Origin of the sequence: Catalinimonas locisalis, from assembly GCF_038039535.1 — a bacterium.
Taxonomy (GTDB): domain Bacteria; phylum Bacteroidota; class Bacteroidia; order Cytophagales; family Cyclobacteriaceae; genus Catalinimonas.
Map to the genome: position 1 here is coordinate 127,839 of NZ_JBBPHP010000004.1, position 13,643 is coordinate 141,481.

A 13,643-nucleotide genomic window follows, 5' to 3' on the forward strand; every position below is an offset into this window, starting at 1 on the left:
TCTAAAATCCAAATTGTCTGGGTAGCCAAAGACTGATCTCCGGTATGTAGGTTACCAGCATCAGTACGATGATCATGGCAATAAAAAAGGGCAACAATGGCCGGACGACTGATTGTATTTTGATATTGGCTACGCTACAACCGATGAACAGTACTGTTCCTACCGGTGGCGTACATAAGCCTACACAAAGGTTCATGATCAGCACGATACCGAAATGTACCGGGTCTATGCCCAACTGTTGCGTTACTACCGGTAAAAAGATAGGTGTAAAGATCAGTACCGCTGGCGTCATATCCATAAATACCCCCACAAAGAGTAGTATAATGTTAATGATGAGCAGAATGAGAAAAGGGCTGTCGCTAAGCTGTAGAAGTGCTTCGCTTACGTTCTGAGGAATTTCTTCAAAAGCCATTACCCAGGATAAGCCAATGGAAGCAGCCACCATCAGCAGTACAATACAGGTAGTCAGGGTGGTTCGGATCAGAATTCCCGGCAGATCACTCCAGCTAATTTCCCGATAGATAAAAGCCAGTACCAGACAATAAATCACCGCCACACCTGATGCTTCAGTTGCGGTAAATACTCCTGCTACGATACCACCCAAAATGATCACCAGCAGCAATAAGCTAGGCAAAGCCGCCAGTAATTTGTAGATACCTTCTTTCAAGGGCACTTTATCACCGGTTGGATAATTATGCCGGTAGGCATGCGCGGCCGCAAAGCCAATGAGGGCAATACCTGTTAAAACGCCGGGAATGTATCCAGCCAGGAATAAGGCTGCGATAGAAACTCCACCACTCGCCAGCGAATAAATAATCAGAATATTGCTGGGAGGAATGACTAAGCCCGTAGTGGCCGATGAAATATTGACTGCTGCACTGAAATTTTCATTATAGCCTTCCTTCTTCATACGAGGATGCATAATGGTACCGATAGCAGATGCCGCAGCTCCGGCAGAACCGGATATGGCTCCGAAAAGCATATTTGCCAGAATATTTACCACTGCCAGACCTCCCGGCAGACGGCCAACGATTACTTTGGCAAACTCTATCAGGCGGGTGGCGATTCCTCCGGTATTCATCAACTGTCCTGCCAGTATGAATAAGGGAATTGCCAAAAGCGTAAAGCTATCCAAACCGGTCGCCATTCGCTGAGCAAAAGTGGTAACAGCAGGCAAATAATCTATGGACAATAACATTGTGATGATACCCGCCAGACCGATGCAGTAGGCGATAGGTACTCCGATAGCGATAAAAAAGACAAAAGTGATGACCAGTACTAAGACTTCAAAAACCTCCATTATTGCGTTGCTGTGTGTAGTTCGTTGTATGTATTATCAATTGAATAGTAGGCGATGAGCAGCCCGGAAATGGGTACTACCAGATAGACATAACCCAGGGAAACCTGCAGAGAAGCGGATACCTGTCCGAAGATGAAGCTGGTATATACCAACCATACTCCGCCTACGCCTAGTACGCCCAGGGCGAAAGCCACTACGAAAAAGTTGATCAGCAGATCCATATACCTTTTGGTTTTGGGAGTCAAGCTGCCTGAAATAAGGTCAATGGCGAGGTGCTGTTTTTCTCCGGTGGCATAAGCTGAGCCTAAAAGTCCTACCCAAACAAGAAGGAAGCCCGCCAGCTCATCGGTAAAGCCCAGGGGTGATTGGAACAAATAACGGCTCACTACCTGTAAGCTCACATCCAAGACGATCACCGTCATCAATATGATCAATATCCATCTTACAATCTGGTCTATTATGTATCTAAATCTCATAGTGTATTATTGTACCGCTCTGATTCTTTGGATAAGGGAGTATAGTTTTTCGTTATTTCTAAAATCTTCGTACACAGTTTGCACCTCTTGCTGGAAAGGGGCTTTTTCGGGATAGTTGATTTCCACTCCGGCAGCCTTTACGGCTTCCATCGCTTCCTGCTCTGATTCTTCCCACAATACCCGCTGCCGTTCTACTGATTCCTGCGCTGCTTCCAGCACCCACTGCTGCTCTTCTTCACTCAGTTTGTTCCAGACAATCTGGCTGATGAGAAACACATCCGGCACCTGTGTATGTTGATCAATAGAATAGTATTTGCAGACTTCGTAATGACGCGAAAGGTAAAAGCTGGGCGGGTTATTTTCAGCAGCATCTACTACACCACTTTGTAAGGCGGTATACAGTTCACCCCAGGAGATAGGGGTAGGTGAACCTCCCATGGCCTGCACCATCTCAATAGCAGTATTACTTTTCATCACCCTCACCTTCATGCCTTCCAGATCTGAAGGCGTGTTGATAGGACGTTCTTTGGTATAAAAGCTACGATAGCCGGAATCGTAAAAGCCTAAACCTTTAAGCCAATATTTTTCCCCTGACTGGAGTATTTCTTGGCCAATTTCTCCGTCCAGTACTTTGAAGGCATGCGCTTTACTTTCAAATAAGTAGGGTAATCCCAGCACTTTATATTCTTCCGCAAAGCTTTCCATTACAGCAGCTGATACTTTGGTCATGGCGAGACTACCAAACTGCAGCATCTCCAGACATTCTCTCTCCGCCCCCAGCTGCTCACTCGGATAAATCTTAAGTTGCATTTTACCCTGAGATTTTTCTTCCAGACGTTCGGCCATGAATACCATTGCCTTATGCACAGAATGGTCGGCTGACAAGCCATGACCTAGTCTTAGTACCCGCACGTCCTCATTGTCCTTACAGCCAAAAAATATTAGCAGTACGAAAAGCCAACAGTTTTTTTGTATCACGAATTTTTTACTCATCTACATATAATTTTCATACACACAATAATCTACTCAAGAGAAATTCCAGGTCAGCTACTATGAAAAGGTTTTTACTTCACCTGCGCTCTGCTCATTTCATAAGCCTTCATGGTGATGTAGTACTTGGCGATCATATTGGCTACTTCCCATTCCGGCAGTTCACCTTCTACCAGATAATCCAGGTATTTTTGGGTTACCTGAGAGAAGTGCGCCTCATGTCCTACTTTGTATTCTTCAGGAATGATGACCTCCCAGCCCGTTTCAGCTTTTTGCATGCTCAGTCCCGGATATTTGTCACCAAGTGTTTCCATTGCCGATTGCAGTTTCTGCTCAAATTCCTGCTGATCCTCCACGGCAGCGGTAGGCTCAACATAGAGCGTAGGCTTATAATTCTGCGGCTCGTCCTGACGGATGACCAGATTAGCCAGGCTGCCCCGCATCATAGAATAGTGAGTATCCAGAGCACCCTCAGGGGCCTCAAAATTCCACATGACCGATACCTTGCCATGTACACCGCGAGTGGTAAACACAAACTCACCATTGGCATAAGTATTCAGCACCGAATCATCTTCTATGTCTTTTTGCAGGTAATCGGGATATTCATTGAGGCCGGTTACTCTATTGAACTGTGAAGGTGTTAGTTTTGTGGGCCAATGGCGGGCACTTACCACTTCAGTATTGGCGGTATCAATGACTTCTTCGGGAAAACATTCCCAGAGGATCAGGTCTACCAGGTGGGTTGATACATCTACAATACCTTCACCCTGCTGATCAGTATCAAAAAACCAGGCGGGACGAATGAGTGGGCTACCAGCCACATATTTAAAAAAGTGGTGCACGCTTTCTTTAGAGATGGCAGGGTTTTCAGGGGTACCTTTTTCCAGTTCGCCAAAGACTTCAGCCACCTGCGCCAGTTCTTTCTGCAGCATGGTCGTGATCTCATAACGCTCGGTCATGATATCATACAGCAGCACACCATTTTCCTGCGCAGTCTCCAGTGCAGATTTTAATGCGGGATATTCTGAGGGCTTAATAACCATAGGTTTATCTGCCAACACATTGAGCCCTGCCTCTACCGAAGCTTTGATATATTCGGTTTTCTTGGCGTTGTTTCCGGAAAGTACCACCACATTGCCGGGCTGCTCTTCCATCATTTTTTCAAAGAAGTCCGGTCCGGTGTATACCTCTTCCACCCAGGTGGTAGGATTTTCCTCGCGGGTATTAAAGCCTTCAATACGTTGGAGGTGCATTTGCAGATCTTCCCCTTCCGGTGCATACACATGTACTACTGAGTCTACCTGCTCGTACATAAACTTCTGCACCAGGGCCGCATGAAAATGGCCAGGGTCCAGGGTCATCAGTTTCACTTCTCCGGGGGCTCCTGTAAAGTTGTTCATCGGACTAGTTTCTTCGGAAGAATTTTCGTTTTCCTGTGGGCCAGCGCATCCTGCCAGTAACATCATAGCTATAGCAAGTGCAAGGAATGGTTGTCGTAGGTTCATGTTTTTTTCTTTACAAAATAGTCTGTACAGGTAAGAATTCACAAACCTATACAGGCCATCGTAAAATCAAAGACTTATTTTGCGTAAGTAGCTTTCAGCGCATCAATATGTTTGTAGCCCCAGGGGTATCTCTGTGAGCGGGCCAGCATAGAGTTAGCCTCATCATCATTTTTGAAACGCTCATTCACCGGGTCCCAGTAGAGCTTACGGGGTATTTTCATCGCAATGTGTGACACCAGGCAGGCACTGCATGAACGATGCGCTACTTCAGCCGGAGAAATCGTCTCCTTACGACTCTTGATGCAGTCCAGCCAGTTGCCATGCTGCTCAGGGCTTTCGTACAGATGGATTTCATCCTCTCCGATTTCAGATTCCAGGATTTTTCTGTCGCTGGCAGCAAAGGCCTCGGAGGTGCCAAAGTTAGGATCAGAAGAAGTGACCGCCACATTACCCCGGGACACAAATATCCAGCCTTCGGAGCCTTCAAAGCGTACACCATTGGGATAATCACCACTCACCAGCATGGTGACCCCATTGTCATACTTCGCTGTCACGTTAAAATCTCCGTGCACATTCCACAAGCCAGACTTAGGGAAGCTAGCCGTAGCTTCCACCTCTACCGGACCGGTATACTCAGTGCCCATACCCCAATGTGCAATATCAATGTGGTGAACGCCCCAGCCGGTGATCATACCGGCACCAAACTGCTCACAGCGTAACCAACCCGGACGTGAATAAGGAGACTTATTTTCACCATAAGGTGCCTGCGGATGTACCCGCTTCTCAGTGTAGTAAACATAAGGCGTAGAACCCAGCCACATGTCATAGTTCAGGTTCTCAGGAATCGGCATTTGCGGCTCTTCCTCTCCTCCGGGATCTCCGGGCAAGCCTACCTTTACGGTATGTACTTCTCCGATTCTGCCATTGCGCACCAGTTCGCAGGCCCTCTTAAACTGAGGCCAGGGATCCATGGAGCGCTGCTGGCTACCTAATTGAAATACCTGTCCGGTGCGGTGCATAATATTACTCATTGCCCTACCCTCTTCTATGGTGAGAGAAGTAGGCTTCTGTAGATAAATGTCTTTGCCGGCAAGTGCTGCTTCAATGGCGGGCTGTGCATGCCAGTGGTCAGGCGTACTGATGATGACTGCATCAATGTCAGAGTTGGCAAGCATCTCACGGTAATCGTCATACATCTGTACATCCACATAGTTTTTCTTGCCCTTGTTTTCTTCGTACCATCCTTCTATGAAGCGCTTACCATCTTCTTTACGTTTGCTGTCCACATCACTCACCGCAATAACTCTGGCTACATCATATTTTAGCGTTTCCGGTAGGTCGTGTCCCCGGGCAATTCTACCGAAGCCAATCTGACCAATGTTGATCTTATTGCTGGGCGCATTTTTTCCAAAAACCGTAGAAGGTACGATGGTAGGCACTGCAAATGCTCCGGCTACCCCAATCGCAGACTTCTTGAGATAGTCTCTTCTACTGATATGATTTTTTTTATTCTTCTGTTGCATGTTGTATAGGTTTAGGCTATCAATCTTATTAGTATTCAGTTTGAATTTTTACAGGGTTAATCACTTCCTACTGCCCATTGGATACCTCCCAGAATATGGCGCATAAAGGTAGGGTCGGAGTAGTGTTCAATCCGGTGACCTAATGCTGTGTACCACTGGCGTCCACCATCAAACTCATGGTACCAGGCCAGCGGAAACTGATCTCCGAAAATAATATCAGGGTATTCTCCTCTCTTTTCATCTTCTACGGTAGTCAGGTCGGCGGCCAGCAGCACATGATTGCTAGGGTTCAGATGCTTCAGGTAATAACATTCGTCCATCTCTACTTTCCAGACATCGGGCAGAAAGGAAGTAGAAGGATGGTTTTTATCCAGTACATGCACATCAAAATCCTGACGGGGAGGATGACGAAGGAAGCGACCACCCAGCATCTGGGCAAACCAGGGCCAGTCGCGCTCTGAACCGCTGGCAGAATGTATGCCTACGAAGCCCCCTCCGGAACGAATATACTCCTGAAAAGCTTTCTCCTGGGCTTGGGTGTCAAAAACATCATTATTGGTATTGGAAAAGATCATCGCATCATACTGCTGCAAATCTTCTTCAGTGAACAGCGTGGGATCATCAGAAGCTACCACTTCAAAGCCATTTTCCTTACCCAGCTTTTTGAGGGCTTCAATACTAGCAGGAATATTATCATGCACAAAGCCTTCACCATTTTTGGTGTAGACCAGCACTTTTTTACCTTCCAGTGAAGGCACTACGCTTAGCTCAACTTTGGGCGGGTTAGCAAAATCATTCCAGTAGCGTTCGGCAGTAGCACTGTCAATTTCTCCGTCATAGACCATCATACGGTACTTAAGGCTGTATTCTTTGCCGGGCTGCAGTGTCCAGTCTCTATCCTGAGCAGGATTGAAGTTGAAAAATACATTCTCCTTACCATCATTAGCACCCGTCGGCCAGATACGCAGTTGCTCAGGATAGTTGTAGTTGACCGGAGAAGTCATAAACAAAACGCCTGCTTTACCTGCATCAGTAGGTCCATAAATGTAACACCAGCGGGCACGGGTACCATTGCCATCGGATTTGCCATAACCTTCAGAGGTGACCAGCGTAGCCGTTTGATCATCCCACTGCGCATTGGCGCGGAAGCCAAATCCCTGGTAGCGATACTCTTTGATGGTGAGCGGACTGTTAGGAGCATTCATGGTAGAAACAAAATCTACCAGAAATACTTCTGCCCCGGGAGCGGTATTCCATACCCGTATGTCCCATTCTTCATTCAGGGCAACTTCGTTATTTTCCGCATTGAGGGTATCTAAAACTACGTGCTCGTGCAGGGCAGTTACTTTTCCGTATACATCACCTTCTGTTACGAAAGGCACATCTTTCACCTGCACTGTACCCTGGCCTTTGTAGATATTCCAGAAGTCAATTTCTTCACCTTTGTATTCGGTATGGGTCCAGGGGTTCCAAATGCCGTAATGATGATAATGGTCGGGAGGCTGTACGCGGGTAAGCACGCCACCTTCGGGAGACTTCAGCGGATGAATATATCCCCCACGGCGATAAAGAGGCGAAGCACCTTCCGGTTCGGGGGTAAGCCCATAATGATAGGCCAGCACTTCCTTGCCTTCTACTTTTAGCTTCACTGATTCACCCGTATCTTCGGTAGTCACTTTGGAGCCGATTTCGTTTTCGCTCGTATTTTTGGAGATAAAGCTGAGCTTAAAAGTTCTGCTGCTTCCGGGTAGTGTTTCTCCTGTCAGTACCCAGTACAGTTGAGGTTGATAGCCGGTTTCCAGTTGAGAAGCCATCGGCTTTTCCTGCCCATTGGTAATTTCTACCAGTTGCAGATCATAATCTGCCAGATGCAGTGGAAAGTCATTTAAAGAAGCTGAAACAGGGGTATTCAGACGATGATATTTACCGGCATCCACCGTAATGTACATGTCGGGAAGGGATTGCGCTTGAAGTAAAGCGCACATACCTGAAAAGCTCCATAATAAGCAGAGAATAAAAAACTGGAACGCGATTTTTCCTGAATGAAACATGATCCGTATGTTGAGGTTGTTGTGTATCTTACAAGTTAGTGCTAAAGCACCATAAAAATCTGAATATAGCATGCTTATTTTGGAATGCAAACGATTGCCCATTTCTGTCTGCATTTCATAGCAAAATTTAGAGCCTGTATTCACCTCCATTATTCAAGATGCAAATTTATCTTTTGGAGCATGAAAACCATTTGTTGTAGTATCAGATAGGCTAAAAAAAGAATAGCCGCCAGACATTTTTCTGGCGGATAAACAACGTGCTCTATTACTCAATCTTTTTTCTTCAGCTTTACTGTACAACAAGAGACTCTTTATCAATACCCAGGATTTTGAGGATACTGTCCATTTTCAGCTTCTGGATTTACTGAGGCATCAATCTGTCCCTGTGGTATAGGTCTCAGCGTATGAAAGGGCTGAGGATCAGGAATGATGGCCCCAGGTCGTGCAGGATAGTCATTGTAGCGATTGACGCGCTCAATCAATTTATCGGTCCGTACCAGATCAAACCATCGCATCTGCTCGCCTACCAACTCTCTGGTGCGTTCGTCAAGGATATAGTCTATGCCCTCACTTTGCAGATCGGCCAGGGTGTTGGCGGTCATGATGGCCTCGGCACCGGGAGCCGCTGCCCTTGTCCGGATCACATTGATCAAATCTGCTGCTTCCTGCGTATCTCCCAGTCGGAGCGCAGCCTCAGCCGCAATCAGATAGGTCTCGGCAAAGCGGTAGACAATGAAGGGGCGGACCGAAGTCACATTGGGATCATTACCTTCGCGCGGTTGCGTGGAGAGGAACTTAAGCAGTGCCGGGTAGTACTTGTTTTGCTCATTGTACCCATCGTAATCCTCGTAATTGGTGCCTTCACCGAAATAGGCAACCGGATCGGTGGCTTCGGTAGGCGTGAAAACCACGTATCTTCTGTCATTGATGGTGGGCTCCACTTCGTCGGCCAGATAATCCGGCACCATCCAGATGGCGGTATCTCCTAGCTCAAGGCCCTTTGGATTGTTGCGGGATGGATCGTTTACGTACCAGACCGTCCTAAAGCTCTTGTCATAACGGGTATCATTGATCTTGTCGGCAAAAGCAATGTTGGTGGTGTAAGAGGTTGGGCAGTATCTCACCCACACCCGGCCATACCCCACATCTCGCGCGACACCAGGTGTATTCTGTTCGTAGAAAGGGTTGAAAAAGAAATTACTCCTGTTCTGATAGCCTGGTCCACCAAAAGCAGTGTTGTTATTGAAGATAACATTGTCAATCCAGTTGACTTGCCATAAGATTTCGGAACTCCACTCATTTCCCTGCTCATGCACCTGGGCAAAGTCGGGCAGCAAATCTACTCCATAAGTAGCTTTATTGTTAATCAGTTCTATCGCCGTATCATACGCCTTCTGGAAATCGTCCGATTGAGCAGCATCCGACCAGCCTCTGGTCAGGTATACTTTAGACAATAAGTGCAAGGCACTGGCTTTCCAGGCACGACCGGGATCGGTGGGTCTGGCATCCGGCAAATCATCTTCTCCTCCATCGGTGATGGATACCAGGTCATCTACGATAGCATCATAACTTTCTGCCAGTGTAGCCCGTGTAGCAAGGTTCTCCGTGCTGGTATTGAACCGCAAAGGTCCCGATCCCAGGTCAAGGGTAACACCGCCAAAGAGCTGCACCAGTATGAAATACCACTGTGCCCGAATAAACTTGGCCTCGGCAATGAGCGCATTGCGCTCTGCTGGTTCCAGATCAGTGGCTTCGGAACCCAGTTCAATGATACCGTTGCAGGTATTGATCGCCGGATAAGCATTGTTCCAGGCCGCTCCAAGATCTCCCAGAATAGGGTTCAACTGATCATCATACACATTGAGGGGTGGATTAGTGGTCTGTTGAGCATGGGTATACTCATCGGTGCCGTACACCGTCATGTTCATTCCCCCTTCGTTGGCATAAAAATACCTGAAACGTGCGTAGGCGGCTGTGACCCCTGCCTGCAATCCGGCCGATGTTCTGAAGTAATCAGGCGTAAGTACGGAACGAGGTTGCTCGTCAAGACGGTCTTCGCAACTGCTGGTCATCATTACCGCCAGTACGATGGCCAGGCTTGTATATATTTTTGTTGTTAATTTCATAAGAATTAGAATTTCAGGTTGACACCAAACAAAATAGCCCGGGTTGGAGGGGTATTAAGCCCTACTACCAGACTGCCTGCTCCAAAGCCCGGAGTATTGGTGGTAGTATTATCACCAGCGTTAATAGACTGTGTGGGTTCAGGGTCAATACCACCCATTTTCACATAGTCAGAGAAGAAAGCCTGGAAGGGATTCTGCGCCCGTACATACACGCGCAATGAATTGATTCCGCTGTTTCCAAACCAACGCTGTGGCAGATTATATCCCAGATTGATACTCCTGACCTTCATGAAAGAGGCGTCATAATATCCCAAAGTAGAACCATAATCAGGCTGCTGACCGGTGCCGGGTTGCGGGAAGGCATTGGTAGGATTATCCGGAGTCCAGTAGTCTACCCGGGGACCGTTACGTCTTCCTTCCAGGCTGTTGATCGGGTTGGACTGGTTCGCCTGATACACCGTGCTAACCAGCGTACCCCCCACTTTCCAGAAGAGCACAAACGAAAGGTCAAATCCTTTGTAAGAGAAACTGTTGGACATACCGCCAGCCCAATCGGACTGAGGGCTTCCCAGAATGATCCGGTCGTCGGCATTGATGACACCATCAGTCGCGTCCGCTACACCATCTCCGTCAGTATCTACCGTAATCTGATCCCTGACTTTGATTTCTCCCGGCTCAAAACCATCCGGCAGCTCTGTTTCGCCGGTTTGTACGATACCTATTTTTTCAAAATCATAAATTACATCAATGGGCTGACCTACAAACCAACCGTTGTTGATGTTCCGGTCTACGCCACCTGCCAGATAGGTAATTTCTCCTCTGTTCAGATAAAAGTTAAAATCGGTAGTCCACCGTAATCCGGTACCATTTGTGGTATTATCGGTAATGTTTACCGAACTGAGGGAGAACTCAACCCCTCTGTTTTCAGACTCACCCACATTTTTTACCACACTACTCACCCCTGAGGTAGGCGGCAAGGAAACACTTTGCAGGATATCCTCAGTTTGTTGCCTATAAAGCTCAAGACTACCTGTGATTCTGTCTCTTAATAAGCCAAAGTCAAGACCCAGGTTGGTGGTGGTAGTAAATTCCCATGAAAGGGAAGAATTGGGTAGCTGGTTTACATAATAGCCGTACAAACCTCTTTCTCCGAAATTGTAGGGTTCAGAGGTCAGCGAACCCAGCGAAGCATAGGGATCTACTGCCTGGTTTGATGTAATTCCGTAGCCAAGGCGCAGCTTCAGGCTGGAGATGGCATTTAATCCACTCATGAACGATTCGTTGCTAATGTTCCAGCCCAATGCGGCAGCAGGATAATAGTACCATTTGTTTCCTGGGGCCAGTCTTGAAGAACCATCGGCACGATAGCTCACTGTCAGCAGGTAGCGGTCTGCATAGCTGTAGTTCACACGGCCCATGTAGGAAAGGATGGCTGATTTGGAGTAGTAAGATACATTGGCCGGAACTGAGGAAGTATTAGCCAGTCCCAGATTATAGTAGTAAGTATAGTCAGCCGGAAGGTCCTGGGCATTGGCACCACTTCTGTACTGCTCTATTTCCTGTATACTATAGAGTGCCGTTAAGTTCAGCTGATGATCGTTGGCAAAAGTCTTGTCATAGGTCAGCAGGTTCTCAATGGTATAACTCCAACTGTTGGTATTTTCAATATCGGCTGCATTGACTGATCCATTTCTGAAGGGAGTGTTTGAACCTGAATAGGTGCCGAAATTATCCTGGAACAAGTCAAGCCCTACATTGAGGCGATATTTCAAGCCCTCTGTGATGTTTACTTCGCCATACAGGCTGTTGAAAGTCCGCAGTCTCCTGCGCTGTTGCTTCCACTCATTTTCCCGGTTGATCAGCAGAGGGTTGATAGTTTCCGGATTGGCACTAAATTCGGCAGGATAGGTTTTGATGGTGCCATCCTCATTGTAAGCATTGTATAAGGGACTCAGGGTGAGCAGTGGAAACATGAGGGAAATATTCTCCCCATCGTTGATGTTGAACTGGTTCATGGTATTAAGTCCAATCTTCACACGGTCATTAATCTGCTGGTCAATGGTACCCGTCACCGAAAAACGCGTGAATGCCTGTCCTGGCAGAACGGTAGTCTGCTTGAAGTATCCGGCGGAAAGATAATACTGCGTGTTTTCGGTTCCTCCCCTGGCTCCAATATTATGATCGGTCATGAAGCCATTCTGGTAGAGCAGATCCTGCCAGTCAGTGCTCCTTCCGGCGGCAAGGTTGGCCTCTTCGTCGGGTGTGAATGTAAAGGAAGAACCACCCTCTGCCGCTGCTGCCCGAAAATCAGCAAACTGCTGACCGTTCATCAGATCATACTTGTCAATGGCAGAAGTAGGACCGTAATATCCGTCATAAAACAACTGAGGCTCACCGGTCTGTCCCCTTTTGGTCGTAATGATAATCACCCCGTTGGACCCTCTGGACCCGTAGATGGCGGTGGAAGAAGCATCTTTCAGTACGTTGATGGAGGCAATGTCATTGACATTGATGTCATTGATGGAGCCGTTGAAGGGAATCCCGTCCAACACGATGAGAGGATCGTTGGAGCCGGTAAGCGATCGGCTGCCCCGAATACGGATCCGTGCATCGCCGCCGGGTCGGGGCGAGGTGGAAGTGATCTCCACACCCGCAGCGCGTCCCTGCAAAGCCTGGGTAAAGTTGGCCGCAGGCACTTCTCTTAGAGACTCACCGGAAACCTGGGTAATGGCTCCGGTTACATCGCTTTTTTCCTGAGTACCATAACCCACTACTACTACTTCGGAGAGTGTCTGCAAATCAGGTGTAAGCGCTATGTTGAAGTTAGATTGATTTCCCACAATAACTTCCTGTCCTTCATAACCAATAGAAGAAAAAACCAGTGTAGCATCGCTATCTGGTACTTGTAAACTGAAGTTTCCGTTTACATCAGTGATGGTGCCATTGGAAGTGCCTTTGACCAGTATATTTACACCGGGCAAAGCTTCTTCACTTGAAGCATCGGTCACTGTTCCAGAAACCTGCTGCTGGGCTATGACCAAGGGTATCAGCCCTACCCATAAGAGGCAAGAAAGTAATAAGCTTTTCATATAGTAAATTTTAAGTAGTTGCATAAAGCTTGTGCTTAAGTCCTGTATTGAAAGCTATTCATCAAGCTAATGATAAACAGACTCTTCAGTACCTGTTGACTTTAATCCGCAAGCTTATTCACTAAAAGATTATCGGTTGCGTAAAAAGTAAAAATTGGAGTGTCAGCGGACAAAGAATGAGGATTCAGACCTCCTAACAAGCTTGAATAGCACTTAAATACTATGCTTTCCAATGAAAAATCTGTGGTTACACCCCTAAAAATGAGGCAAAAGCGAGTAGTCATAGATACTTAGTTTATCGATAGATAAAAATTAACGCATAATTAGAAATCCATTGTTTTAAATTATTAATTACTATTTATACTTATTGATTAAATCATTACAAAATAAATGAATATATATAGCTATTTATGTGATTTTAATCATAAACATAAATAAATAATTATTATTAACACAAACGATTGTGTATATTTTTTAAATAATCCTCTACATTTGATTATTAATCCGTTTATCTATGAGGTTTACCCAGCTTAAGGAAAGTGAAAATTTTATTTTGTTGAGATAAGTTTTTGTATGTTAGATG

General features: G+C 46.6%; 8 protein-coding genes. All 8 read right to left on the reverse strand.

Annotated elements, in window-relative coordinates; genetic code table 11:
* Position 1: 1 nt before the first annotated feature.
* A complete protein-coding gene (locus WJR50_RS07815; RefSeq protein WP_341292690.1) occupies positions 2-1,300 on the reverse strand; it encodes a TRAP transporter large permease in 1,299 nt (432 codons plus the stop codon).
* Entirely contained in the window at positions 1,300-1,776 is a 477-nt protein-coding gene (locus tag WJR50_RS07820; RefSeq protein ID WP_341292691.1) for a TRAP transporter small permease, read from the reverse strand. Before WJR50_RS07820 ends, WJR50_RS07815 begins: the two co-directional genes overlap by 1 nt.
* Positions 1,777-1,782: 6 nt before the next feature.
* Positions 1,783-2,769 (reverse strand): TRAP transporter substrate-binding protein, encoded by a 987-nt coding sequence (locus WJR50_RS07825; RefSeq protein WP_341292692.1) that lies wholly within the window; start codon positions 2,767-2,769, stop codon positions 1,783-1,785.
* Between the two features lie 71 nt (positions 2,770-2,840).
* Positions 2,841-4,271, reverse strand: a complete 1,431-nt coding sequence (locus WJR50_RS07830) for a putative oxidoreductase C-terminal domain-containing protein (RefSeq protein ID WP_341292693.1) — start codon at positions 4,269-4,271, stop codon at positions 2,841-2,843.
* Between the two features lie 74 nt (positions 4,272-4,345).
* Positions 4,346-5,794: a Gfo/Idh/MocA family protein gene (locus WJR50_RS07835; RefSeq protein ID WP_341292694.1), complete on the reverse strand. Its 1,449-nt coding sequence runs from the start codon at positions 5,792-5,794 to the stop codon at positions 4,346-4,348.
* A 56-nt stretch (positions 5,795-5,850) separates the two neighbouring features.
* On the reverse strand, positions 5,851-7,779 hold the full coding sequence (locus WJR50_RS07840; RefSeq protein ID WP_341292695.1) for a ThuA domain-containing protein: 1,929 nt from the start codon (positions 7,777-7,779) through the stop codon (positions 5,851-5,853).
* A 380-nt stretch (positions 7,780-8,159) separates the two neighbouring features.
* Positions 8,160-9,971 (reverse strand): RagB/SusD family nutrient uptake outer membrane protein, encoded by a 1,812-nt coding sequence (locus tag WJR50_RS07845; RefSeq protein ID WP_341292696.1) that lies wholly within the window; start codon positions 9,969-9,971, stop codon positions 8,160-8,162.
* 5 nt (positions 9,972-9,976) lie between these two features.
* Entirely contained in the window at positions 9,977-13,060 is a 3,084-nt protein-coding gene (locus tag WJR50_RS07850; RefSeq protein WP_341292697.1) for a SusC/RagA family TonB-linked outer membrane protein, read from the reverse strand.
* Positions 13,061-13,643 lie beyond the last annotated feature (583 nt).